Origin of the sequence: Neobacillus muris (assembly GCF_943193175.1) — a bacterium.
GTDB classification, from domain to species: domain Bacteria; phylum Bacillota; class Bacilli; order Bacillales; family Cytobacillaceae; genus Neobacillus; species Neobacillus muris.
Genome location: NZ_CALPDF010000005.1, coordinates 97,500 through 122,569, shown reverse-complemented (window position 1 = coordinate 122,569; position 25,070 = coordinate 97,500). Strand labels below are relative to the sequence as shown.

Below are 25,070 nucleotides of genomic sequence, written 5' to 3'. Positions count from 1 at the left end.
GGTAAAGGTGAATGGTGAGGGACAGGAATGAACATTCATAATTTTGAAACCCATATAAACAAAACCATATTAGACAGAGGGTTCAACTATTATATGGGTGGAAGAGTAGTTGAATCTTATGGCCTTGGTGATGATAAGTATGTTTTCTATATTGAAGGCAGCGATGATTACGAAGTGACAGTTGAGGTAGGAGAAAACGGAGACATTTTATATTCCGAGTGTAATTGCCCATATGATTTTGGTCCTGTATGTAAACACGAGGCGGCAGCCTATTTTCAGCTTGTGGAAATATTGAACCAAATGACCTCCAATGGCAAAGTAAATGGCAAGCCTTCCAGGCGAGCATCGCTCCCAGAGGTTTTAAGTGCTCTTTCGAAGGATGAATTGCTCGAAATTATTATAGATATTGTCAATGATGATGAAGCGTTAGAAAACAGTCTCATCGTTAAATACTCAAACAGTGGCCAAGAGCTCGAATCCTGTCAGCAATTGATAAATGCGATTGTAAGAAAATATAAAGGGCGAAATGGCTTCATTAACTATCGAGATATAGGAGCTTTTACATCCGAAATGGAAAGTGTGGCAGAAAAGGCAAGGACAACGCAGAATCCTTTGTTGGCAGTAGATATTGCCCTTCTATTGCTTGGGGAGGCAATCAATGCGTTTCAATATGCGGATGATTCTGGCGGTGATATAGGGTCCCTTGTCATGGAAACACTAGAATTAATAACGGAAATCGCGGCTATCCAAAGTGTGAAAGCTCATCAAAGAACAGAGGTATTTGAGAAACTATTATCTTTCAGCGATCATCCTATTTTTGACGGTTGGGAGGATTTTCGAATGGATTTACTAGAAATTTGCCTTGAATTTGCAGATGATGCAATCCATAGAGAGCAGCTTAGAAGGATAATGGAGTCCATGCTTGATGAAGAATCCAGCGATCGATACACAAATTACAAGAATGAACGGATTCTGCAACTCTTGTTTCAACTGATTGAGCAATATGGTACACAAGAGGAAGCAGAACAATTCATCCACGGTCATCTTCAGTTTTCCTCTTTTAGAGAGGAACTAATCAATCAGTGCATGCAGAAGAAAAACTACCATAAAGTCATAGAATTAGCTTTGGAAGGAGAAATGCAGGACGAGCCATATCGAGGATTGATCGCCAAGTGGAAAAAATTTCGTTATATTGCATATAAGTGTCTTGCATTAAAAGAAGAACAACAGAAATTAGCCAAGGAACTTTTGTTTGATGGTGAATTTGAATATTATCAAGATTTAAAAGAATTAGCTTCAGAATATCAATGCGATTTCTATTTATGCTTAAAACAAGAACTGAAATCTGGGAAGGGCTGGGATGCCCGTCGAATTTTCTTAAAGGTAATTGAGACAGAAAATGATCTTGAAGAAATGTTGGAGTTTGTCAAAGACAATCCCAGCTATATTGAAGAATATGCGGAGAAGCTAGTCAAACCATTTAAGGAAGAAGTGATTGAACTTTATAAAAAGTATATAGAGTCTATAGCGAGGGATTCATCCAATCGACGAGAGTACCGAATAATATGCCAAAAAATAAAGAGATATACAAAGATAGCAGGCAAGACAAAGCAAGAAGAATTAATCAATCAACTGAAAGACTTATATAGAAAAAGACCAGCCTTTATAGATGAATTAGGGAAAATGAAATAAGAAACGCAGTGAGTCGGCTAGTTAAAAGGACCTTGATTGGGACGGTTCAAATGGCTTTTTATGTGTGGTTTATTGTTACTAAAAGCCTGTAGAACCGTCCCTGTGGTTTGACCTAAGTATGATTCAATTGACCTTTATGGCCGACCTTGAGTAAGGAATGATCTAATAGAGTGATCATAATAAGGAGCAAGCTGATTCCCCCGCAGAATAGAGCGACTTGGTGAATCCCAATGGTCATCGCATCCGATTTTAACAATAGTCCATTTGCGGCAGAAGCAACCATTGCCCCCATGTACATAAACGTTCTCAGCAAGCCGGCCGAAGCACCGATCTGTTCTGGAAGTGCCTGAAAATAAAGCGCATTTTGGTTGGCTAAATTTAGCAGGCCTTGAGGTATCCCTAACAGCAGAACAATAGCTGCGAGGAAAACCAGATTACTCGAAGGATTAGTGAACAGCAGCAGTGCAATCGAAATAAATTGAACGAAGCTGCCGACGATTAACTTTAAACGGATGGCAGGACTTTTTCCAGTCAATCTAGATACAAGGATGGCCATTAGAAACATCGGCAGCAATAACAACCCTGCTTTCGATGGGGATAACTCCCTGCCGTTTTCCAGCCATTGAGTAAACCCATACAGGATGCTATAAGAAACAACAGCAGAAAGTAAATTGCGGGTATATGTCAGCAACAATGGCCTATTTCCGCTTAATACGCAAAGATCAATAAACGGATTCTTTATTTTTAACTCAACCACGGAAAAAATACCTCCAGCGATGATCGACAGAATTAACAAATATCCCTTGTGCATGCTAGGAGCCATTAAGAAAAGCAGGGCAGCAATCAAGGTGATCCCAAAGAAGAGGATGCCGGTTAAATCAATCGCTGCCTTGTTCCCCTTATTCCCATCGGAGGCTGCTGCAAATTTGGGGAAGCGCAAGTAACCCAAAATAATGCAGGCAAGTGATAATGGGATGTTGATAATGAAGGTACTTTGCCAGCCCCCGACTTCAATCAGTAAACCGCCTAAAGTTGGTCCAATCACGGCGATCGTTTGACTGGAAATGGCCAGGATCGTCAGAATGCTTGTCGGACTGTCTTTCCCGGTTCTTGCTGCCTCACTGCGGATCAGATACATGGCAGAGGGGTATCCAGCACATGTCCCAAAACCAAGAATGACTCGTGCGGCCACTAACCACCAGAAATTGGGGGCGAAAGTTGCAATTAAACTGGAGATGCCAACCAATGACGTAGCAATTAAGAAAAGGCGTCTTGGACCGTAAAGATCAATTAGTTTTCCGACGACTGGCTGGCCGATTGCGGTTGCCAAATATAAAGCAGATATCAGCCAAGCAGTTTGGGAGGGCGGTGCACCGAACGCCTGCCCAATTGGAATTAAGGCCACTGAAATAATCGAAGAGTTAATCGGATTGAGAATCGATCCTAAGATCATCGGTGTAATCAGTTTTTGATTAAAATGATTTTGATTTCTGGATTTGGACAAAATCTATTCCTTCCTTCTGCTGTCCATTTGGGTGTAAAGATGGCCGGGGCTAGAAAAATAAGCGCATCTAACGTGAAATAAAAGTAAAGGCAAATGGACAGGGGCTGTTTCGCTTAGCAAAACAGCCCCTGATGGGTCAAGCCAATGATGAAACCCAAGAACCTACAGTTAGAACAGTGGCTTGCCGAGGGAATACCTTCTCCATAAGGACGCGGTGAACTTCAGGATCACTATCGTGACAGGCATCACTTAATACTGTTAATGAAAAATCTTTATCCGCTGCTTCTCGTACAGTTGAAAGAACAACGCCGCTTGTTGCAATCCCGGTAAGGATCAGCGTATCAATTTGACGGGAGCGGAGAATCATTTCGAGCGTACTGCCGGCAAAAGCACTGATACGGTATTTGGTGACAATTGGTTCGTTTTCTTGCGGCTTAACCGATTCGTGTATTTGTGTGGCCACGTCTGCAGTCGTCATGCCTCCATGAGCAGCAATGGCTGAAAATCCCTTATTTCGTGGGCTGACTTCTGGATAGCCTTTGCTAAATCCAACGCGTACAAAAATAACTGGTATATTGTGTTTTCGCGCACTTGCCACCGCCTCTTGAATGTTATGCAGTATCTCCTTGTTTTCTGCGTAACGTGATACAATTCCGTTTTGGATATCCATCACCAATAATGCAGCTTTTTCAGTATGATTTTGCATACGTTGATAACCTCTTTTCATTTAGTTATTATAAGTGGAGAACTCTATTATTTATTTTAAACGGAGATATCTCCGTTTGTCAATTTGTTAGTTATAGATGTGGGGAGTGAAAATATGAAGGATGGCTATATAGGTTATAATCGGGTCGAACGGCGGGATGCTGCTGAAAATCGCCAGCGAATATTAGAAACAGCTTCTAGGTTATTTGAACAATTTGGTGTTGAACAGGTAAGCATGAATCAAATTGCGACAGTGGCCCAGATCGGTCCAGGAACACTTTATCGCAGGTACAGAAACAAAGGCGAATTATGTTTAGATCTCATTAAAGATAATGTCGTTTTTTTCTTTGAGGCGATTGAAGCGTATTTGGAGGAAAACCGTACCGAGCCTCCAAGCGAACGATTAAGAGAGGTTCTTCGCTTATTTATTGCCTTTCGGGAGAGCAAGGCACAATTGCTGAAAGGTGTGGAGGATTTCGAGTCTGCCAACCGGTCAAAGTCGAAAACCAAAAGTCCGTTATATGATGAATTGCACCAAATCCTCGTTAATCTATTTGAAGAGATGGATTCAGCAAAAGAAGCTCTACCGAATAGTGTATTTAGAGCAGACATGGTACTGGCAGCTCTGAGGAGCGATGCTTATTTATTTCAAAGGGAAGTGCGGGGCTATTCACCTGAAGGGATTTTAGAACAGCTGTGGGCTACATTTATTGGGTATTAATTGAACAGAAGAGCCATAGAAATGAAAAGACATTGTATGAATAGGGCTCTTTTGGTATGATAAAATTGATCATGAAGAAATGGAGGTTTTCCTTGTGACAGCATCAATGAAATTAAGATTTCCTATTTTCTTTCGTTAATTAAATACGATTGAAGGCTCTGTCTTTTTTCAGAGCAACGGGATTGGTCTGTCTATTTTAAGAAAACCTATATTGAACGGTTATGTTAAAAGAGGGGGTAATGCCAAGTCTCCCTCTTTTTTGTTGTATAAAAATGGAATGTGAATAGAGCGGTGCGTTGTTTTGAATGAAGGTGAAAAGTGTTTCAATAAATTTTAATAGAAATGAGTTGTGATTTCATGACCACCTTAAATAACGATCTCAAGGAGAATTGGTTAAAGAATATTATTCTCTTTTTTAGTAGTCAGTCGATTTCGCTGTTTGGATCTTCATTGATTCAATACGCCATGATGTGGTATATAACGCTAAAGACAGAATCTGGTTTGATGATGACGTTATATATCATTTGCGGTTTTATTCCCACCTTTATTTTGTCACCGATTGCGGGGGTCTGGGCAGATCGCTACAACCGGAAAATGCTGATTATCCTTTCAGATGGACTGATTGCCATTGCTACGCTCATCCTTGCCATTCTCTTTTTGGCAGGGTTTGATGCGATTTGGCTGCTGTTTGTGATGGCGGCAATTCGTGCTTTTGGAACTGGAATTCAAACCCCTGCAGTCGGGGCTATATTACCGCAGCTGGTTCCGAAAGAAAAACTGACAAAGGTGAACGGAGTGAATGGAAGTATTCAAGCGGTTATCATGTTTATTTCTCCGATTGTAAGTGCAGCCCTTTTGGGATTAGCCTCGATTGAAGTAATATTTTTTATTGATGTCATCACGGCGGCTCTGGCCATTTTCACTTTGCTGGCCTTTTTAAAAATCGATGTCCATGAAAAGGCAAAAGAGAAACAAACAACGAGCTACTTCAGTGATTTCAAACAAGGCTTACAGTATGTGAATAACCATGGTTTTCTAAAGAAATTCTTCCTGTTTTTTGCAGTCTTCTTTGTCTTGATGGCACCTGCGGCATTTTTGACGCCATTACAGGTTGCCTGAAGTTTTGGCAATGATGTATGGCAGCTGACGGCAATCGAAATTGCCTTTTCCATTGGCATGATGGCTGGTGGAGGACTGATTGCTTCCTGGGGAGGTTTTCAAAATAAAGTGAAAACGATGGGATTCGCAAGTGTGATAATGGGAGTCTGTACATTGGCGCTAGGTATCGTTCCGTTCTTTTGGATTTATTTGATTTTCATGGCTTTATTCGGGGTGGCTATGCCTATATTTAATACACCGGCTACCGTTTTGCTGCAGGAGAAGGTAGAAGAAGAGTATTTAGGCAGAGTTTTTGGTGTAATGGGGATGATTTCAACCTCAATGATGCCGCTTGGAATGCTTATTTTTGGTCCAATCGCAGATATCATCAAAATCGAATGGCTGCTAATGGGAACAGGGTTATTGATTGTCATACTGGCTGTTCTGCTAGGCCGAAGCAAAGAGCTTATCCTTGCGGGAAAACCTGCATTGGTGGTCCATAGGGACGGTTCTCAAGGCTTTTAAAGGGTCTGCAGTCAATCAAAAAACTAGTACAACCTCCCTCATGGTCTTAGAGCATACTGATAGAAAAATTTTCCCATAATATTATAATGAGATAGGAAGGAGTTGTTGAAATTGGCACAATCATTAAAAGGGAAAGTGGCATTTGTAACTGGTGCGGGAAAAGGAATTGGCAGGGCGGCTGCACTTGCTTTGGCAAATGAAGGAGTAAATGTCGGGCTGCTTGCAAGAACAGAGGCTGACTTAAAGGAAGCAGCAAGAGAAGTAGAAGGCTTAGGGGTGAAAGCGGCTTATGCGGCCGTGGATATTTCGTCTCAGGAAGAAGTAAACCAGGCAGTGAAAAAATTAACGGAGGAATTAGGGGCAGCTGATATCCTGATTAATAATGCAGGAATTGGCAAGTTTGAAACCCTTTTAGAGATGGATCCGGAGGAATGGAAGAGAATCGTTGATGTTAACTTAATGGGACCATATTATGTCACACGTGCGGTTCTTCCTCAATTAATAGAGAAAAACGGCGGCGACATCATCAATATTTCGTCTACAAATGGGCTAAATGGTGCGGCCACATCCAGTGCCTATAGCGCATCCAAATTTGGATTAATTGGCTTAACGGAATCATTGGCACAGGAAGTCCGGAGAAATAATATCCGCGTGACTGCATTGACGCCGAGCACCGTTGCTACTGAACTGGCAGTTAAGACGAACTTAATTGCTGAGAACAATGACCAAAAATATATGCAGCCGGAAGACATTGCTGAATTTATCGTCTCCCAATTAAAATTGCATCCACGTATTTATGTGAAAACAGCCAGCATGCTGGCGACGAACCCATTCTAAATCCAAAGAATCCAAAGGGACGGTTCTCATGGCTTATGAAGAGATTTCAGTCAATCGGGAGCCAGAAGAACCGTCCCCATGGTTCAATGGCTCGAAAAAAAAGGAGGCTTGCCGTTTGACAAATAATCCTATATTTTTTAATATGTATTATACCGACCGCCGGTTTGATACGGAGGCTAATCTTAAGTTTTAAAGCCAATAGCTTGGAGGTTTATTATGACCAATCCTTTACAAAGAAATGCCAGCTTCCAGCATATTCTGGATACAACAGAACTATTAATTAATGAAAAAGGATGCCGAAAAACAACTTTACAGGATATTATCGAACGATCCGGTTTGTCCAAAGGTGCGATTTATCATTATGTATCGGGTAAGGATGAATTATTTGGATTAGTACTTAAATCGAAAATGGAACAAATGAATAACCATTTTAACGATGTTGTCAAAAACACGCCTCCTAAAGATGCTGTTCTGCCTATACAGTTTATTGCCGAAGGGATGGCGGCACAAACAGAGGGACAGGATATATCCAGTAAAATCATGACTTATTTACTGGGACGAATTGATAATCCGAAAGTGGAGTCCATACTTAAGGAGATGTATGGCTTTTCTTTAAAGACAGCCAGAAGCTGGATTGAAATTGGACAAAAAGCAGGGGCAATTCCTGAAGGCATAAATGCTGAAAAAATGGCTTCGCTTTTTATGGTATTCAATTATGGACTCAGAGTGCAAAACATCATAGGGAAGAATACAGGGCAACAGGTAAATGTTGAAGATATATTTAAGTTCTTGCTGCGTTCACTCCAATAATGAAGAGAGTATTGAAAAAATAAATGGGATAAAATTTCCAAATTTTTATTGACGAACCGACCGACGGTATGTATAATCAAAATCGTAAGATGAGTTGGCGGTTGGTTTGTGAAATTGCTTAATAATATATCGTGTAATCACCAAATTATTTTTAAAACAAACAAACCGCAAGTCGGTTTGTTTAGAGATCCAAATCGGAGCATTTATTACATTCATAATGGTGCGGTGCCTTATCCATTGAATGCGAAGGAGTTGTTTGACCATAAAACTTAAAGGGGGAAATAATATTGATGAACATTGAAGTGGCCTCGATCGATGACTTGAGATCGGTAAAATCATTATATAAAACTGTCACCGGCCACCTGAGAAAAAAGGGTGTGCACCAATGGGACCTGTTTTACCCCAACAGATGGGTCATTTCAAAGGACTTGAAACAAGGCCATTTGCATGCCATTTTCCATAATAAATTTTGCCTTGGTGCCATTGTAGTAAATGAAGACCAAAGCTCAAAATATAAAGAACTTCCTTGGCTGGATTCTAATGGGAAGCCCGCTGTCATCCATCGATTGGCAGTCCATCCTGATTCGCAAGGAAAAGGCATTGGTAAACTGCTTCTTCAACATGCTGAGGCGTGGGTGAAATCCAATGGATATACCAGTATCCGCTTAGATGCCTATATGGAGAATCCGGCTGCTATCAAGATATATGAACGGTCGGATTACTCTCCGGTTGGAAAAATTCATTATCCATTCCGCAAGCACCCATTTCAGTGTTATGAAAAGATTTTATCGTCTAGAAATCAAAAGTTAATTGAGGAGAAAAGAGGGATTGTAGATGAATCAAGCGAGGCCGCATTCTAAAAAAGAAATAATAAAGGGCATTGTTATGACTCTTTTGATAAACGGGGCTATTCCGTTTATTGTTTACGCAGCATTAAAGCCGCACATGTCAAGTGTAACTGCTCTATCCATAGCAACTGTTATTCCGTTATTTGACAATTTGCTAAGTCTGATTAAAAAAAGAAGACTCGATGTTTTCGCTGTATTTATGCTGATTAGCTTCCTGCTTGGGATGATGATGGTTAGTATCGGGGGAAGTGAACGATTGCTTCTAATTCGGGAATCTTTTGTTACAGGCATTTTGGGGATGATTTTCCTCGCCTCACTGCTATTTCCCAGACCGCTTATTTTCTATTTTGCTCTTCGGTTTACGGTTGGGAATCAACCGGATGCGGCTTCGGCTTTCGCTGACAATTGGAAATATAGTTACTTTCGTTTTGTTTTAAGATTAATTACCATTGTTTGGGGATTGGCGTTAATTGGAGAATCCGCCGTACGTACGGTTCTTGTCTTTAAATTAACGGTTACGCAATTCTTGGCTGTTTCCAATTTTGTCATGTACGGGTTCATTGGAGCTGCGATCAGCTTTACCGTTGTTTACCGAAAACACTCCCAGAAACGTTTTAAGGAATTAATTACTTGCGAAAAAAGCATAGAGGAGAATTTATGTTAAATAAGAGAATCCTACTGCCCGTTATTTATGGATTAGCGTATTTATTTACCATGTATATTGTGATTCAATTTATCATTTATAAGCCCAGCCAGGCAGGAATTGTTTCTTCCAAGCTGCAGGATCCCACTTTTCCATATGCGATTTGGAAGCTGTTTTTCTATCCGCATATTCTGCTGGGTGTCCTTGCCTTATTAATTGGAGCCTATCAATTAACAAACAAGAGCCGCCAAAATCGAAAGCGGCATCGGCAGTTAGGTCGTATTTATGGATTAGCCATTTTCGGTAATGTTTTAGTGGTTCCATATATTTCATTATACGCAACTGGCGGAATTGGTTCTACGATTGCCTTCCTTGTCCTGGATATGGTTTGGTTTCTGACTACTGCCGTTGCCATATTCTACATCAGACGTAAAAATGTAACGAAGCACCGTGAATGGATGCTTCGAAGCTATGCCGTGACATTTGTATTTGTCACATTCCGGATTTTTCTTCTCTTCATTCAACTTTTGACACATGCTACCTTTCGTGTTTCGTTCCCGTTGGCAGTGTATCTTTCCATTTTGATCAACTTGCTGATAACGGAAGTCTATCTCCACAAACAATCTCGTGCTTTTACGGCTAAACATCCTGTAAAAGAAATTTGACATTTCCAGTGGTTTTTGGCGGGATTCATTCCAGCCAAAAGCCACTAGAACTGTCTATATTTATGATCCTATTTTCTTATTAATAGACCTTTAAGAATATTCCAAGCGATGATTAAGACGTTTTTCCAGTTTGTTGGCTTGAAGAGACCGGGGATTTTTAATAAATGCTTTGGATGAAGAAGATTAATCATTTTTGAGGGGGATATAGATTTGAAGAATCCTTGCTTATTCGTTACTTTTTTTTTAAGCCAAAAAACCGAACACATCCATTTGTATGCCCTGCCGCAAGCTCATTAAGGAAGTTTTCGTCTTTCAACAAATCTGAGTCCTGTTTGTTTGAAACAAATAGGTTTTCTGTTAGACATGCCGTCATGTTGCTTTCTCTTAGCATATGAAAGTTGGCTTGTTGTTTTCCTCTGTTATCATCTGTAAAATTATCAATTCTCTCCATGATTTCTGCATGGAGAATGTCTTGAAATTGGACCGTTCTAGAACCCGCATTGGGATAACGATAACTTTCAAAACCTCTTGCCTCTGAACTAGAGGAACTATTCAAGTGAATGCTCAGTAGAACATCAGCACCCCATGAATTTGCCATATCGGTTCTCTGCTGCAAACTTACCGTTTGATCATCTGTTCTGCTCAACTTCACTTCTGCATTTTCATAGCCTTTTAATTGTTCTTCAATTTTCCTTGCAATCTGCAATGTCACGTCTTTCTCTTGCAGACCGTTTCCTGTCGCTCCAGTATCAGAGCCGCCGTGTCCTGCATCAATAAAGATTTTGACCAATCTACTAACTCCTTTCTTTTCGTTTACTTTATTCTATGTGGACGAGATGGAACTGTGATTCTTTTCGTATAAAATGGTCAAGCCCCCAGCAGCAAGGGACGTCCTATATGGCTTATACTAAGAGCCGGTCAATCAAATCCAGAAGAACCGTCCCCACGGTCCCGTTGGTTTTCTTCATTTTTTTGTATAAAATAGAATAGAAACTAAAATAGAAAAGGTGATAGCATGAGTCAATTATCTGAGGTCTTATCGAAAAATCACGATAAGAATATTGAAGAATTAAAAGAATTGCTCCGAATTCCCAGCATTAGTGCGATTTCTGAGTATAATGAGGACATTCAAAAAGCAGCTTCTTGGATTGCCGGCAAATTAGAAAGCATCGGAATGGAGCATGTAGAAATTGTCCAGACAAAAGGCCATCCGATTATTTATGCCGACTGGCTGCATCAGGAAAATGCCCCAACAGTGTTAGTCTATGGCCATTATGATGTACAGCCTGTGGACCCAATTGATTTATGGGAAACTCCTCCGTTCGAGCCAGCCATCCGTGATGAAAAGATATTTGCCAGAGGGGCAACAGATGATAAAGGACAGACGTTTTTACATATCAAAGCAGTGGAAACACTATTGCAATCAGAAGGCAAGTTACCAGTAAACGTTAAGTTCTGCATTGAAGGAGAAGAAGAGATCGGCAGTCCGAATCTACCGCAGTTTTTATTCGACAACAAAGAAAGACTGGCCTGTGATGTGGTCGTTATTTCCGATTCTGATATGTGGGATAGAGGCGTCCCTGCTATCACCTATTCATTAAGAGGGCTTTGTTCGCTGGAATTTTCCCTTAAAACCGCTAATTCTGACTTGCACTCAGGCATGTTTGGCGGGGGAGTACAGAACGCCAGCCATTTATTGGTGCAGCTGCTTTCAACCCTTCATGATGCAAACGGAAAAGTAAATGTGGACCATTTTTATGATGATGTCGTGGATCTGACAGAATTTGAAAAGGAACAAATTAAAGCATTAGGCTTTGATCAAGAAAAGCTAAAAAAATCGTTAGGTCTAACGGATTTAACGGGAGGGGAAAACAATTATCCTTATCCAGAGAGAGTCAGTTCCCGGCCAACATTAGAAATTAATGGATTATGGGGAGGATTCCAAGGGGAAGGCACAAAAACTGTGATTCCAAATAAGGCGCATGCGAAAATTACCTGCCGTCTCGTCCATAATCAAAATCCTGAACAGATACAGGAATTGATCAAAAAGCATTTGGAAGAGAATGCGCCAAAAGGCTGCACAATCCAAGTGTCTCTTGGGGATACGGGCAATCCATTCCTCACTCCTATTGACAGTCCGATGATTCAAAAAGCAGCGGAAGCCTATGAAAAGGTGTATGGGAAATCGCCTGTTTATAAAAGAGAAGGCGGCTCGATTCCAATCGTATCAGATTTCAGTCAAGCGCTGAATAGTCCTGTTGTCTTAATGGGATTTGGTCTGCCGGATGAAAATCTTCATGCTCCGAATGAACATTTTAACTTAGAAAACTTTGACAAGGGCATCTTAACCATTTGTTCCTTTTTAAATCTAATTCAAAAATAAAGAGACTGTGGGGACTGTTCTCGTGATTTTAGCAAAGGGAACAGTCCTCTTTATTTGCAATATTTTTAAAGATGAAAAAACAGGTTGAAATACACACTTTTTTTCAGCTGGAAAATATGTTATAATATATTCATATATTTATATTGGAAGTTCATGGAGGAGTCTGTCACTTAGGGATTACTATGCCCTTTGATGCCAGACTCCTCTTTGTATTTCTCCAAGTTTATTACAAATGATAATAATGAAATCTATTTGGAGGATATAACTGGACGTATAAGGAGGTTTTGCTTTGTCTTTTCTGCATTTGGCGATCCTTTCGCCCTTGATCTATTCATTATTTATGATATTTTTTAAAAAATTTCATCGTATCCACACGGGATGGTTTATTCTTCCCCTGCCCATTCTTTTGTTTATCTATTTTCTTTCCTTCTTGCCAGTAACCTCAAATCAAAAAATGGTTACAGAAACCTTTAATTGGATTCCATCTTTAGGTATAAATTTTACGGCAAAAGCAGATGGGCTCAGCCTTTTATTTGCCCTGTTAATCACCGGTATTGGGGCATTAGTCGTTTTTTATTCGATTTATTACCTAGATAGGATGAAAGAAAAGCTTCCATCTTTCTATGTCTATCTATTGTTGTTTATGGGAGCGATGCTTGGTGTGGTCTTATCCGACAATTTGATTGTAATGTATGCTTTCTGGGAATTAACCAGTTTCTCTTCGTTTTTATTAATTGGCTACTGGTATGGACGGGAACAATCTCGATATGGCGCACAGAAGTCAATGCTGATTACGGTGTTTGGCGGCCTGGCTATGCTCGGGGGCATTATCCTTTTATATATCATGACAAGAACCTTCAGTATATCGGAAATCGCAGCCGAATCACACAGCATATGGGGGAATTCCTTATTTATACCTGCTTTGCTTTGTATTTTATTGGGTGCCTTTACAAAGTCCGCTCAATTTCCTTTCTATATCTGGCTGCCAGATGCCATGGAAGCTCCAACACCAGTAAGCGCCTATTTACATTCGGCGACAATGGTGAAGGCGGGGATATATTTAGTGGCAAGATTCACTCCGGTATTTGGCGATTCTGGGGTTTGGTTTTGGCTCGTTTCCGGAATTGGGTTGATTACCTTGACGTGGGGATCCATCTTTGCAGCAAAACAAACCGATTTAAAAGGGATTCTTGCCTTTTCTACTGTTAGCCAGCTTGGTCTGATCATGTCATTGCTTGGGGTGGGGTCAGCTGCTCTTCACTATGCTGATTTGGATGAAAATATCTATATTGTGGCCGTTTCAGCTGCCATTTTCCATTTAATTAACCATGCCACCTTCAAAGGCAGTTTGTTTATGGCAGTGGGAATTATCGATCATGAAACTGGAACAAGGGATATCCGGAAACTGGGCGGATTGATGACTTTTATGCCGATCACCTTTACGGTCTCGATTATCGGGGCTTTCTCGATGGCCGGAATCCCGCCGTTTAATGGATTCCTGAGTAAAGAGATGTTCTTTACAGGAATGGTCCGTGTAACGGAGATGGATCTATTTCACCTTGAAACATGGGGGATTTTATTTCCCGTAATTGCCTGGGTCGCCAGTGTCTTTACATTCGTTTACAGCATGATTCTTATTTTTAAAACATTCACAGGAAACGTTCAGCTGGAAAAATTGGATCGGCAGCCGCATGAGGCGCCTTTAGGGATGTTAATTCCGCCTGTCATTTTAGTTTCCCTTGTGGTCATTTTTGGGCTTTTCCCCAATCTGTTATCAGATAGCCTGATCTCGCCTGCCATGGCCGAGATTCTCCCAGGCCTGTTGGGTGCAGGTGAAGAGTTTACGGTTCATATTTCGTCCTGGCATGGGTTTACCATTGAGGTATTTATGACTTTGGGCGTGGTTATATTGGGGATCATCCTTTATCGAACCTTTCCAAAGTGGAAAACACTTTATTCAAAAATTCCGGAGAGGATGTCATTATTTCGCTTATATGACCAGTTAGTAGAGGGGGCCCAATCCGGATCGTATAAATTAACAAAATCGTTTATGACCGGTTCCATTCATTCCTATTTGGTTTATATATTTGCTTTCTTTATTTTTATATTAACAGCCACACTCATTGGAAAAGGGGCCCTTAAGGTCGATACGGGAAATGTTTCGGCCATAGGGATATATGAATGGATTTTAGCCCTATTTGTGGCCGCAGGCGCTATCAGCATTCTGTTTGTTAAATCTAGAATGACGTCGATTATTTTGCTTGGGGCCGTTGGTTATACCGTTTCATTGTTCTATGTTCTCTTTAGGGCGCCAGATTTGGCATTGACACAGCTGGTGATCGAGACGATTTCTGTTGCGCTGTTTTTAGTTTGTTTTTATCACCTGCCAAAATTGCGCAAATATGAAACTAGGATCAGATTTAAACTAACGAATGCGCTCATTTCTATTGGAGTTGGAGCAGTCGTCACGGTAATGGCTCTATCTGCACATAGCAATAAGCTGTTTGATTCTATATCGAAATATTACGTAGAAAATACGTACGAAAAGGCAGCCGGAAAGAATATGGTCAATGTCATTCTCGTTGATTTCCGCGGTTTTGATACCCTTTTTGAGATTACCGTTCTGGCGATTGCCTCATTGGGAATCTACGGAATGATCAAATTAAGAGGGAATAGGAGGAAAGAAGGATGAAAAAGACCAACAATATCATTCTCGAAACAGCGTTAAAAGCCCTTCTTTTTTTCATCGTCCTCTATTCAGTCTATATTTTTACAGCCGGCCACTATTATCCAGGCGGCGGCTTTATCGGCGGGTTAATGACCTCGGGGGCTATTGTCTTATTGCTGATCACCTATGATATCAAAACGGTGCAAAGAATTTTGCCGATTAACTACCGGATTATCACGGCGATTGGATTATTGTTTGCGATTGGGACAAGTGCGGGTTCTCTTTTTTTTAATGTTCCCTTTTTAACACATGCTTTTACACATGTAGAACTGCCTGTATTGGGGGATCTATCCCTGCATACGGCAACCCTTTTCGATTTAGGGGTATATTTTGTTGTGGTCGGTGTGACGATGACCATTATTCAAACGATAGGGGAGGATGAATAATGGAAATTTTAATGGCTTTTGTCATAGGCATCTTATTTATGTCCGCTACGTATTTAATGCTGTCAAAAAGCTTGCTGCGCATTATTGTCGGGACCGGTTTATTAAGCCACGGTGCCCACTTGCTTATTTTAACTATGGGGGGATTGAAAAGAGGTTCAGCCCCATTGTTGGGAGAACATGCAAAAAACTATACAGATCCACTGCCGCAAGCATTAATTTTAACAGCCATAGTGATTAGCTTTGGCGTTACGGCCTTTTTCTTGGTTTTGGCTTATCGGGCCTATCAAGAATTAGGAACGGATAATGTGGAAGAAATGAAAGGAACAGAACCAAATGACTAATTTAATCATTTTACCCATATTCATCCCTTTATTAACCGGGGCAATCTTAATCTGTTTACACAAAAAAATAGCTGTCCAGCGGATAGTAGCTGTTATTTCATCCCTCGGGACGCTGATTGTATCCTCAATCATCATCCATAAAGTCCATCAGGATGGGATTCAGTCCCTTAATATCAGCAGCTGGGATGCCCCGTTTGGTATTACATTGGTATCCGATATGCTTTCAGCAATGTTAGTATGCACAACCAGTATCATGGCGCTCGCTTGTTTGCTTTATTCGTTTAAATCGATTGGGAATGAACGGGAAAACTATTACTATTACCCAGTTTTTAGCTTCTTGCTGGTTGGGGTGAATGGAGCCTTTATGACAGGGGATATCTTTAACCTCTTTGTGTTTTTTGAAGTGATGCTTATGTCTTCTTACGTTTTATTAGTGCTTGGAGGAACCAAGATCCAATTGAGGGAATCGATTAAATATTTGCTCGTAAATGTCATTTCATCTGCTTTGTTTGTCATAGCGGTTGCCTTGCTTTATTCTGTTGCCGGCACACTGAATATGGCTCATATTTCGGAGCGCATCAGTGCAATAAGCGGCTATGGAATGCCGGGGATAGTTAGCGTCATAGCTGTTATGTTTTTAATTGTCTTTGGACTTAAGGGAGCGATCTTCCCGCTCTTCTTTTGGATGCCGGGCTCATACTATGCACCGCCTGCCCCTGTATTAGCGCTTTTCGGTGCTTTATTAACAAAAGTCGGCGTTTATTCGATTACGAGAACGTTTACGTTGTTCTTTTACCATGATGGATTTGTTTTTCAGCTTTTATCGATACTGGCGATTCTTTCGATCATCGTTGGTGTTATTGGAGCCATCGCGTATTGGGACGTAAAAAAAATCATTATCTATAATATTATCGTTGCAGTAGGGGCCATCCTTTATGGCGTTTCAGTGATGAATCCTGCTTCCATAAAAGGAGCGGTGTATTATTTGATCCACGATATGATTATTAAGGCCGCCCTGTTCCTGCTTGTTGGCAACATTATTGCCATAACGGGATCCGCTAATTTGAAAAAATTCAGCGGCCTCATCAGCCGCTATCCGGGACTAGGATGGACCTTCTTTATTGCAGCTTTGGCTTTAGCGGGGATTCCTCCTTTAAGTGGATTTGTCGGCAAATTGCTTATTATTCAAGGCGGATTTGAAGGAAACAGCTTTTTCGGGGCGGCCATTGTCCTGATGTCTAGTTTACTAGTATTATTTTCAGTCATGAAAATTTTCATCAATGGTTTTTGGGGGAAGAATCTCACCTTTGAGGGGGAAGAGAAAGCGCCTGTCAAATGGCTGCTGATTTCACCGATTATATTAGTGGCTATATCTGCCTTGTATGGTTTATATTCAGAAGCTATTTTGCCGTATATTGGCCAGGCATCAGACACATTATTAGATCCTCAAATATATATAGATGCTGTCCTAAAGGAGTGATGAAAATGGCTTTTCAAATATTGCTTAACATTGTACTGGCTTTCTTATGGATGTTTATCAAGGTAGGTTTTGACCCGATCAGTTTTATCAAAGGTTACTTATTCGGGCTGCTGGTCATTTTCGTGTTTCGCCGTTTTTTCAACAGCCGTTTTTACCTTTATAGAGTATGGGCTTTTTTTAAACTGACTTTTATTTTTCTAAGAGAGCTGGTTATGTCAAATATTGCGATTGTTAAAATCGTTTTAAAACCTAAATTAGACATGAGTCCCGGTATCTTTGCCCTGCAGACTGACTTAACGAAGGATTGGCAAATAACGCTTTTATCCAGTTTAATCACTTTAACACCGGGTACATTGGTGATTGATGTGTCGGAAGATAATCGGACATTGTTTGTCCATGCGATGGATATTCGAGAAGTGGAAGATGAAATCAGCAGTATCAAACAAACGTTTGAACGAGCCATTTTGGAGGTGAGCCGGTAATGCTGGACATCGTGATTCGAATTGCTTTACTATGCTGTTCCCTTGCTATGCTGGGGCTTATTTACCGGGTTATCAAAGGACCGGCCATACCAGATCGTGTGATTGCCCTCGATGCGGTTGGAGTCAATCTTGTAGCGATTACAGCGCTCATTTCCATTGTGCTGCATTCATCTGCTTTTCTTGAAATTATCCTTCTGATCGGTATTTTGGCCTTTATTGGAACGATTGCCTTTGCTAAATATTTGGAAAAGGGGGTTATTATTGAACGTGACAGTCATCGTTAATTTTCTCATTGGATTTTTTATCTTGGCAGGCGCGATACTTTGCTTGATTGCAACGTTTGGAGTTATTAGGCTTCCTGATGTATACACAAGAAATCATGCTGCATCAAAAGCAGCTACTCTAGGGGTTATGTCAATTTTATTGGGAACCTTCTTGTACTTTTATTCTTTTGAAGGGCATTTTAATTCGAGGCTAATCCTTGGCATTGTTTTTCTCTTTATGACCTCTCCAATCTCGGGGCATCTGATTAATAGGGCTGCGTACAATTCAGGAGTCAAACTTTGGGATCGCAGTGTCAGAGATGACCTGAAAGAATATCAAAAAAAATTACATGAAGAGTGAAGTTCCATGGAGACGGTTCTCATGGCTTTTGGCCGCGAGAACCATCCCCGTGGACAGTTGTAATCCGAATATATTCCCTTGGTTTAAATGGCTCATAAAATTTCTTGGGATTAATTGATGCAGGAGTATTTTGCGTATTTAATGGAACGAGGTTCAATTGATTTTTATGTGATTCCAGTTGATTATCAAAATATTCCCGCTGGGTTTTAATCTGCAGGATTAAGGCTGCTGAAAATAAAAATATAAAAATAAATAAGCTTACGGCAATTTTTATTTTCACTAAGTGTACACCTCCATTTAGGATTAGTTTGTACAACCATAGAGCGTTATAAAAGTGGAAAGCTATAGGAACGGTTTTCATGGATATTTAGTCATGAAAACCGTTCCTATGGCTTTTTTGATTAATTCTTGTAATAATAATAGAAGCACAAGGGAAAGCAAGATCGTTAATGGCTGATGGCTCTTATAATTTCGTTCATTATTAAAATAGGAGGCAAAAAAATTGAGAAAAGTGATTCTTAGTGCAGACAGTACGTGTGATCTTGATGATAGATTAAAAGAACGATATCAAGTGCATTGTCAGCCGCTTCATATTAATTTAGGCGGCGAACAATATAAAGATGGAGTAGATATTACGCCAGGCGACATTTATGATACATATCAGAGGCAGCGTGTGCTGCCGAAAACATCAGCTCCTAATCCAGCAGAATATATCGATTATTTTAAAAGGTGGACAGATGAGGGCTATGAGGTCATCCATATTAGCCTTGGATCCGGATTATCTTCTTCCTACCAGAATAGCCGCATTGCTGCACAGGAGCTTGGACATGTGTATTCAATCGATTCCTGCAATCTTTCCACAGGCATGGGTCTTCTTGTGATAGAAGCCGCTGAACGTATTGCCAAGGGAATGCCGGCAGCCCAGATCTATCAGGAGGTCAATGAAATAAAGACAAAAGTTCAGGCAAGCTTTGTCATTGATAATCTTACCTACCTTCGTGAGGGAGGCAGATGTTCTGCCCTTACTGCTTTTAGTGCGAATCTATTAAATATTAAACCATGTATTGAAGTGGACACTGCAAGCGGAAATATGAAGGTTGGAAAAAAATATCGAGGTGCGCTGCCAAAGGCATTGAAACATTACACTATGGATAAGCTAAGCGGGCAGGCTGATATAAAAACTGACAGGATTTTTATCACCCATTCGGGCACATCTCCCGAGAATATTGAACTAGTTAAGAATGCAATAGAAGAGTTAGCGGAATTTAAAGAAATTTTGGTTACCCGGGCCGGCTGTACGATTTCTTCCCATTGTGGCCCTAATACACTCGGAATATTATTTATGGCCAACTAACCCGAACAGTATAACGATACTGTAAAAGGAAAAGAATAAATGGAGTTGTTTTCCTTATTCTCTATATGGAATGAAAAATGAGTGGACTTATGAACTGGCTGATTTTAGTTTGATATAAAGCAATTACGATATTAAGGAAGGTGCTATTAATTATGGGAATTATACTCGCGTCTATTCTCGATGCTGATTGGTCGAGATTACCAGATGAAATTCGGGACGTTGATCGGGCAGGGGTCGATGCTTTTAGCATAGATGTTATGGATGGACAGTTTGTTCCAAGAGAGACGTTTAGTCCAGAAACAGTTTTGGAAATTAGAAATATAACAGGCCTGCCTATTGAAGTGCATTTAATGGTCAATTCTCCAGAGGAACATGTAAAAAAATATTGTGATGCTGGAGCGGATCAGGTTGTTTTTCATTTAGAGGCTGCTAAGGATCCGCTTGCGATTATTGAGTATATTCACTCGAGAGGTTTGCAGGCCGGTATTGCTATTCTAAAAGAAACCCCCCTTGAAAACATTTCGGATGAGGTATTTACGTCAATAGATGCTTTGACGTTAATGTCTATCAAGGTTGGATTTGGCGGTCAAAAGCCATCTCCTGAAACCATTGATCGGATTAAACAACTTAGAGAACGTGCCGAGAAAATGAATCCTAATCTTGCTATCATCATTGATGGAGGAATGAAACCTGGGAATTGCTCTGAGTTTATCGGGGCAGGGGCCGATGGGGTTGTCATTGGAACAGGGATTTACCATGCTGATAATTATGAAGAAGCGTTAAGGCTTGCCAAGCAAAATGCCAATTCGGATGATCCTGTGGCGCGGAAGAGATTAGAAGGCTTTTTGGCCATTCCAAGTAAAAATTAGCCAATGATACAGAAAGAAGAAGGCATTTTGAGTAATCCGCCTGGAACTTGATAGGCCGATTTTTACAATGACCGGCGCATAAAATAATCCAAAGTAACGGGGTGAGTCCTTGTGAGGGCTGCCCTTTTTTGGGTTTACTTGGCAGCAGATCTTCGAAATCTGCAGATGGAACTTTATTCCTTTTCAAATCTGATGGACCTTGATAAAGTATTATTCATAATAAAAGGAAAGAGAAAGGGATGTCTTTTGTGAAAAATGCTTTCCTATTCATTATCCAATTGGTGTTTATTTGGGCCATTTATGCATGTTCAAAATACGCGGTTGAAACCTTCCATATCCCGATTCCATCCAGTGTATTAGGAATGGTTATTCTTTATGTTATGTTAGTTTGCAAAATTATCCAGGTGAAATTTATAGAGAAGGGTGCAGCCTTTTTAAATAAGCACTTAGGATTTTTCTTCGTCCCAATTGCAGTTGGCTTAATGAACTACGGAGGATTAATAAAGACAAATGGATGGCAGCTGCTGCTAATGATTGCGGGCAGCACCATAATTGGTTTGGCGATAAGTGCGGCAGCCACTCAGTATTTGACGAAGAAGGAAAGAAATCCAACTGGAGGGGAAAAGACTAATCATGGACAGTCTCACTCTGCTTAGCATTTTCATTACGATCACAGTATATATAGGCGCAATCAAACTGGCAAAACATGTTCCATCGCCATTCACCACACCTATCTTAACAGCGACTATCGTCATCATTGCCATTCTTAGTTCATTGCACATAAGCTATAAACAATATGCAACGGCAAAGGATTGGATGACATTTCTGTTAGGTCCAGCTACTGTTGCTCTTGCGCTGCCTATGTATAAAAATCAGTCGATCATTCGGGAAAGATTGAAGCCAGCTGTCCTGGGGCTGGCAATTGGCACAATCGCAACGATGACTTCTGCCGTTTGGCTCTCAAAGGCATTGGGATTATCTGATACCATCCAAGCGGCATCCGCAGTTAAAGCGGTCACGACACCTGTTGCTATTGAAGCTGCCGCCCTTATTGGCGGGGATCCGGCCCTTGCAGCGGCCTTTGTGATTACAGCCGGCATTTTCGGTGCAGTGTTGGGTCCCATCCTACTAACATGTATGAAAATTACTGATCCGTTTTCACGTGGTCTAAGTATTGGCACTGTTTCCCACGGGATAGGCACCAGCCAGATCATGACGGAAGGTCCTGTCCAAGGGGCAGTTTCAAGCCTGGCCATGGGATTTGCGGCGATTATTACTTCCATCCTTCTCCCATGGATTTATCCTCTTATCCAATTTTAAATAGTGTTTATTTGAATGCAGGGGATGGCAGGTGCTGTCAAAGAGCAAAGGTGTCAGAACTACACATGGAGTCAGACCCCTTATATGACAGCCCCTGTTTTTTTATAAATAGCAAATCAAAGAAGGAGGAAAGCGATCAAAGCGATCTTAAAGAGCTTATATTTATTATTGACGCAAAAGAATTTTTGTTTTATAATTATCTCAAATTCGAGATGTTTGAATTAAAGATAATAATTTTGGTTGAGATATAGAAAATAAGGAAAACGAAAAATGATGGGAGGACATAATTAATTATGAACCAATTAAAAGGCGTACATCACGTTACAGCCATTACAAGCAGTGCAGAAAAAATATATGAATTTTTCACGAATGTTTTGGGTCTGCGACTAGTGAAGAAAACCGTGAACCAAGACGATATCCAAACGTATCATTTGTATTTTACAGATGACGTCGGCTCCCCTGGTACCGACATGACATTTTTTGACTTTCCAGGAATCCCAAAAGGAGTTCATGGGACAGACGAGATTTCAAAGACCTCATTCCGGGTTCCTAATGATGCTGCATTAGATTATTGGGTCAAACGTTTTAACCGATTAAAGGTGGAGCATACAGGGATTAAGGAACAGTTTGGCAAAAAAACACTTTCCTTTGTGGATTTTGATGATCAACAATACCAATTGATTTCCGATGAAAACAATCAAGGTGTTGCCGCCGGCACTCCTTGGCAAAAAGGGCCTATCCCGTTAGAATATGCGATTACAGGATTGGGACCGGTCTTTGTTAGAGTCTCCAATCTGGATTACTTCAAAGCACTGATGGAGGAGGTTTTATTATTTAAGGAAACCGCTAAAGAAGGTTCTTATCATTTGTTTGAAACAGGTGAAGGCGGTAATGGCGCTTCAGTCATTGTGGAATATAATACGATTCTTCCTAGGGGCCGCCAGGGATTTGGAACCGTGCACCATGCGGCGTTCCGTGTGGAGGACCGTGCGGAACTGGATGAATGGATGAAACGGATGCAATCCTTCCGTCTGCCGAATTCCGGTTATGTGGAACGGTATTATTTTGGCTCCTTGTATACCAATGTCTATCCGCAAATCCTGTTTGAAATAGCAACAGACGGGCCGGGCTTTATGGGGGACGAGCCCTATGAAACGCTTGGTGAAAAACTATCGCTGCCGCCATTTTTTGAGCCGAAACGGGAACAGATTGAAAAATTGGTACGGCCGTTTGATACAGTAAGAAGTACTAAAGTATTTGAAAAAGAATACGAAGATTAATTAAGTTAAGAAATGCGGCCATTTGATCAAAATAAGATTAAGAAATTATCTGGACAAACCAACCAAAGGGAAGTAAACAGTCAGCAAATGCTCTGGCAAAAGGTGAATGGGCATAAAAATCAAGCAGAGTGTCATATCGTCTCCAGTTTTGCTTTTAAAAATATCCTATCAATCTTATTTGCGAAAAGTTAATTAAGCAGGCTTAAAAACAGTAGAGGTGCAATTCTAATATTTGGAATTGCATCTTTTGTATTATATGGGGATCTTATTACTGCTTTCTTTGGTAAACTGATTCAGGGGTACATGATTTTGGGAGATCCATCCGGCATGAAACGGGTCATTGAAAATGTAGCCATCAAGGATGCCCACGGTTCATCCCCCTTTCCTTGCTGAGTATTCGGCGAGCCAGTATGGCAGTTTAGTGAGGTTCGCTTTGCAATGCTCGTGTTCCATTCGCGCGCGCACTTTCATCATCCATTTCTGTAAGCGTTGTGGAGATTCATTTTTTTCGTAAGGAAATACGGCGATATCAGCAATTGCAGGTGGAAATGGATTGTTCCTGATGTGTTTTGTCAGCTTGGCCATCACTTTTTCAAAATCCATTTGACCGCAAAATTCAAACCATTGTTGAATTGTTTCATTCTTGAATGTGAATTTGGGATAAACGTTCTCTATCAGTACTAATAGTTTTATTAATTCATCCTTTGTCATTTGCGGATCCTCCTGCAGCACGTTGGACTGTATCCATTTATTTCTCTCCTCTAGTTTTGACCATAAGGGCTTTTTGCCATACGTTGTGCTGCTCAAAGTTTTCCTGGCATAGATGAGAGCCAGATATGGTGCCACTCGAAGCCCTAGAATCCTAGTTATTCATGATGGGGATGAAAGCTTGTTTTTTAGAACTAGTGAGGAAAGGGTCAAGGCGCCAAAAAAGCAGTGGAACCAAAAAAACTGTCGTCATGAAAGGTCCTTCAGGAAGGACCTCCTATATGAAAAAAGAAGAAAATGGTCCTCCGCGAATCCTAGCTTCCTGACCTGCCCTACTAAGTACCAAAAATATTTTTAAACAATGGTATATTCTGTCAGCTGGAAGTACAATGAACATATATCCATAAGGAGGGAATCAAAGCATGATTATTGTCACAACAGAAAAAATTGCAAACTATAAAATTACCGAAGTAAAGGGTCCTGTGTTCGGATTGACCGTACGTGCCCGAGGAATTGGAAAAGATATCGTAGCTTCCTTGAAGGGACTTGTAGGCGGAGAAATCAATCAATATACAGAAATGCTGGAAGATGCCAGAAAACAAGCCATTGATCGGATGGTGCAGAACGCCCAAGCGATGGGGGCAAACGCCATTATTATGATGCGCTTTGATTCTGGTGAAATCGGCCAAAATATGAGTGAAATAGTAGCCTATGGCACAGCTGTTATCGCAGAGAAGGAATAGCGATGGGGTGGATTTTTGGCTATTTCGGCTTGCAAATCCTTATCGTCCTTATTTTAATCATTGGATCTTGGTTTATCTGGGACCGCCGCTTCAGAAAAAAACATGGGAAGCAAGTGCCTGAAGGCTTCTTCCGGACAAATGAAGCCTCCATCGATCCGACCACAAAGAAAAAATTAGTCGTTTACTTTAACCCGGAAACGGGGGAGCGGTTTTATAAGGAAGAATAAAAGCAGGTGCCTGCACTGCCAGTAATGTCGAATCTCGACAGCCATCGGGGCGGTATCAGGCACTTTTATTTTAAAAAAAGAAGGCACTGAAATCCAG

28 protein-coding genes and 1 pseudogene are annotated in these 25,070 nt (G+C 40.8%); 24 read left to right on the top strand and 5 right to left on the bottom strand.

Features of this window, described 5'->3' with window-relative positions:
• The first annotated feature begins 27 nt into the window (after nucleotides 1-27).
• Complete coding sequence (locus NFS43_RS05715) at nucleotides 28-1,692, top strand: hypothetical protein (protein ID WP_251550381.1); 1,665 nt, start codon at nucleotides 28-30, stop codon at nucleotides 1,690-1,692.
• A 112-nt stretch (nucleotides 1,693-1,804) separates the two neighbouring features.
• On the opposite strand, the gene NFS43_RS05710 is transcribed toward NFS43_RS05715, so the two are convergent.
• Nucleotides 1,805-3,196, bottom strand: coding sequence for an MFS transporter (locus NFS43_RS05710; RefSeq protein WP_251550379.1), 1,392 nt, complete (start codon nucleotides 3,194-3,196; stop codon nucleotides 1,805-1,807).
• 136 nt (nucleotides 3,197-3,332) lie between these two features.
• A complete protein-coding gene (locus NFS43_RS05705) occupies nucleotides 3,333-3,902 on the bottom strand; it encodes a cysteine hydrolase family protein (protein WP_251550377.1) in 570 nt (189 codons plus the stop codon).
• A 114-nt stretch (nucleotides 3,903-4,016) separates the two neighbouring features.
• On the opposite strand from NFS43_RS05705, the gene NFS43_RS05700 reads away from it, so the two are divergent.
• The 8 genes and pseudogenes from NFS43_RS05700 to NFS43_RS05665 all read left to right on the top strand — a co-directional run bounded on the left by NFS43_RS05700 (nucleotide 4,017) and on the right by NFS43_RS05665 (nucleotide 10,048).
• Nucleotides 4,017-4,622, top strand: a complete 606-nt coding sequence (locus NFS43_RS05700) for a TetR/AcrR family transcriptional regulator (protein ID WP_251550375.1) — start codon at nucleotides 4,017-4,019, stop codon at nucleotides 4,620-4,622.
• 357 nt (nucleotides 4,623-4,979) lie between these two features.
• A pseudogene (locus NFS43_RS05695) lies at nucleotides 4,980-6,245 on the top strand (MFS transporter).
• Between the two features lie 111 nt (nucleotides 6,246-6,356).
• Nucleotides 6,357-7,082, top strand: coding sequence for a 3-ketoacyl-ACP reductase (locus NFS43_RS05690; protein ID WP_251550373.1), 726 nt, complete (start codon nucleotides 6,357-6,359; stop codon nucleotides 7,080-7,082).
• A 28-nt stretch (nucleotides 7,083-7,110) separates the two neighbouring features.
• Complete coding sequence (locus tag NFS43_RS05685) at nucleotides 7,111-7,275, top strand: hypothetical protein (protein WP_251550371.1); 165 nt, start codon at nucleotides 7,111-7,113, stop codon at nucleotides 7,273-7,275.
• A 23-nt stretch (nucleotides 7,276-7,298) separates the two neighbouring features.
• Nucleotides 7,299-7,892, top strand: a complete 594-nt coding sequence (locus tag NFS43_RS05680) for a TetR/AcrR family transcriptional regulator (protein WP_251550369.1) — start codon at nucleotides 7,299-7,301, stop codon at nucleotides 7,890-7,892.
• A 290-nt stretch (nucleotides 7,893-8,182) separates the two neighbouring features.
• Complete coding sequence (locus NFS43_RS05675) at nucleotides 8,183-8,752, top strand: GNAT family N-acetyltransferase (protein WP_251550524.1); 570 nt, start codon at nucleotides 8,183-8,185, stop codon at nucleotides 8,750-8,752.
• Entirely contained in the window at nucleotides 8,727-9,404 is a 678-nt protein-coding gene (locus tag NFS43_RS05670; RefSeq protein WP_251550367.1) for a VC0807 family protein, read from the top strand. Before NFS43_RS05675 ends, NFS43_RS05670 begins: the two co-directional genes overlap by 26 nt.
• Nucleotides 9,398-10,048, top strand: coding sequence for a DUF2306 domain-containing protein (locus tag NFS43_RS05665; RefSeq protein WP_251550365.1), 651 nt, complete (start codon nucleotides 9,398-9,400; stop codon nucleotides 10,046-10,048). Before NFS43_RS05670 ends, NFS43_RS05665 begins: the two co-directional genes overlap by 7 nt.
• 232 nt (nucleotides 10,049-10,280) lie before the next feature.
• On the opposite strand, the gene NFS43_RS05660 is transcribed toward NFS43_RS05665, so the two are convergent.
• Nucleotides 10,281-10,838, bottom strand: coding sequence for an N-acetylmuramoyl-L-alanine amidase family protein (locus tag NFS43_RS05660; protein WP_251550363.1), 558 nt, complete (start codon nucleotides 10,836-10,838; stop codon nucleotides 10,281-10,283).
• A 225-nt stretch (nucleotides 10,839-11,063) separates the two neighbouring features.
• Here NFS43_RS05660 and NFS43_RS05655 point away from each other — a divergent pair, with 225 nt between their 5' ends.
• The 8 genes from NFS43_RS05655 to mnhG all read left to right on the top strand — a co-directional run bounded on the left by NFS43_RS05655 (nucleotide 11,064) and on the right by mnhG (nucleotide 18,472).
• The gene (locus NFS43_RS05655; protein WP_251550361.1) at nucleotides 11,064-12,431 is read left to right on the top strand and encodes a dipeptidase; all 1,368 of its coding nucleotides are present in this window, start codon (nucleotides 11,064-11,066) and stop codon (nucleotides 12,429-12,431) included.
• A 289-nt stretch (nucleotides 12,432-12,720) separates the two neighbouring features.
• Nucleotides 12,721-15,123: a Na+/H+ antiporter subunit A gene (locus NFS43_RS05650; RefSeq protein WP_251550359.1), complete on the top strand. Its 2,403-nt coding sequence runs from the start codon at nucleotides 12,721-12,723 to the stop codon at nucleotides 15,121-15,123.
• Nucleotides 15,120-15,545 carry a Na(+)/H(+) antiporter subunit B gene (locus NFS43_RS05645; protein ID WP_251550357.1) on the top strand — a complete coding sequence of 142 codons (426 nt, stop codon included), beginning with the start codon at nucleotides 15,120-15,122 and terminating at the stop codon, nucleotides 15,543-15,545. The genes NFS43_RS05650 and NFS43_RS05645 overlap by 4 nt, the downstream gene beginning before the upstream one ends.
• Nucleotides 15,545-15,886: a Na(+)/H(+) antiporter subunit C gene (locus NFS43_RS05640; RefSeq protein WP_251550355.1), complete on the top strand. Its 342-nt coding sequence runs from the start codon at nucleotides 15,545-15,547 to the stop codon at nucleotides 15,884-15,886. Before NFS43_RS05645 ends, NFS43_RS05640 begins: the two co-directional genes overlap by 1 nt.
• Entirely contained in the window at nucleotides 15,879-17,366 is a 1,488-nt protein-coding gene (locus NFS43_RS05635; RefSeq protein WP_251550353.1) for a Na+/H+ antiporter subunit D, read from the top strand. Before NFS43_RS05640 ends, NFS43_RS05635 begins: the two co-directional genes overlap by 8 nt.
• A gap of 5 nt (nucleotides 17,367-17,371) precedes the next feature.
• Complete coding sequence (locus NFS43_RS05630) at nucleotides 17,372-17,848, top strand: Na+/H+ antiporter subunit E (RefSeq protein WP_251550351.1); 477 nt, start codon at nucleotides 17,372-17,374, stop codon at nucleotides 17,846-17,848.
• Nucleotides 17,848-18,132 carry a Na(+)/H(+) antiporter subunit F1 gene (locus tag NFS43_RS05625; RefSeq protein WP_251550349.1) on the top strand — a complete coding sequence of 95 codons (285 nt, stop codon included), beginning with the start codon at nucleotides 17,848-17,850 and terminating at the stop codon, nucleotides 18,130-18,132. Before NFS43_RS05630 ends, NFS43_RS05625 begins: the two co-directional genes overlap by 1 nt.
• On the top strand, nucleotides 18,116-18,472 hold the full coding sequence (gene mnhG, locus NFS43_RS05620; RefSeq protein ID WP_251550522.1) for a monovalent cation/H(+) antiporter subunit G: 357 nt from the start codon (nucleotides 18,116-18,118) through the stop codon (nucleotides 18,470-18,472). The genes NFS43_RS05625 and mnhG overlap by 17 nt, the downstream gene beginning before the upstream one ends.
• A 19-nt stretch (nucleotides 18,473-18,491) precedes the next feature.
• Here the strand turns inward: mnhG and NFS43_RS05615 are convergent, their stop codons facing one another.
• Nucleotides 18,492-18,752: a hypothetical protein gene (locus NFS43_RS05615; protein ID WP_251550347.1), complete on the bottom strand. Its 261-nt coding sequence runs from the start codon at nucleotides 18,750-18,752 to the stop codon at nucleotides 18,492-18,494.
• A 231-nt stretch (nucleotides 18,753-18,983) separates the two neighbouring features.
• Between NFS43_RS05615 and NFS43_RS05610 the strand changes: the two genes are divergently transcribed.
• The 5 genes from NFS43_RS05610 (at nucleotide 18,984) to NFS43_RS05590 (ending at nucleotide 23,295) form a co-directional block, all read left to right on the top strand.
• On the top strand, nucleotides 18,984-19,826 hold the full coding sequence (locus NFS43_RS05610) for a DegV family protein (RefSeq protein ID WP_251550520.1): 843 nt from the start codon (nucleotides 18,984-18,986) through the stop codon (nucleotides 19,824-19,826).
• A gap of 152 nt (nucleotides 19,827-19,978) precedes the next feature.
• The gene (locus NFS43_RS05605) at nucleotides 19,979-20,695 is read left to right on the top strand and encodes a ribulose-phosphate 3-epimerase (protein WP_251550345.1); all 717 of its coding nucleotides are present in this window, start codon (nucleotides 19,979-19,981) and stop codon (nucleotides 20,693-20,695) included.
• A 239-nt stretch (nucleotides 20,696-20,934) separates the two neighbouring features.
• Complete coding sequence (locus tag NFS43_RS05600) at nucleotides 20,935-21,351, top strand: CidA/LrgA family protein (RefSeq protein ID WP_251550343.1); 417 nt, start codon at nucleotides 20,935-20,937, stop codon at nucleotides 21,349-21,351.
• On the top strand, nucleotides 21,329-22,015 hold the full coding sequence (locus tag NFS43_RS05595) for an LrgB family protein (protein WP_251550341.1): 687 nt from the start codon (nucleotides 21,329-21,331) through the stop codon (nucleotides 22,013-22,015). Before NFS43_RS05600 ends, NFS43_RS05595 begins: the two co-directional genes overlap by 23 nt.
• 293 nt (nucleotides 22,016-22,308) lie before the next feature.
• Nucleotides 22,309-23,295 carry a ring-cleaving dioxygenase gene (locus NFS43_RS05590; protein ID WP_251550339.1) on the top strand — a complete coding sequence of 329 codons (987 nt, stop codon included), beginning with the start codon at nucleotides 22,309-22,311 and terminating at the stop codon, nucleotides 23,293-23,295.
• Nucleotides 23,296-23,667: 372 nt separating this feature from the next.
• Here NFS43_RS05590 and NFS43_RS05585 read toward each other — a convergent pair whose 3' ends face one another.
• Nucleotides 23,668-24,006: a replicative helicase loader/inhibitor gene (locus NFS43_RS05585; protein WP_251550337.1), complete on the bottom strand. Its 339-nt coding sequence runs from the start codon at nucleotides 24,004-24,006 to the stop codon at nucleotides 23,668-23,670.
• A gap of 419 nt (nucleotides 24,007-24,425) precedes the next feature.
• Here NFS43_RS05585 and NFS43_RS05580 point away from each other — a divergent pair, with 419 nt between their 5' ends.
• Together NFS43_RS05580 and NFS43_RS05575 are read left to right on the top strand one after the other, a co-directional pair.
• Complete coding sequence (locus tag NFS43_RS05580; RefSeq protein ID WP_251550335.1) at nucleotides 24,426-24,746, top strand: YbjQ family protein; 321 nt, start codon at nucleotides 24,426-24,428, stop codon at nucleotides 24,744-24,746.
• A gap of 2 nt (nucleotides 24,747-24,748) precedes the next feature.
• On the top strand, nucleotides 24,749-24,973 hold the full coding sequence (locus NFS43_RS05575) for a hypothetical protein (protein ID WP_251550333.1): 225 nt from the start codon (nucleotides 24,749-24,751) through the stop codon (nucleotides 24,971-24,973).
• Nucleotides 24,974-25,070: the final 97 nt, after the last annotated feature.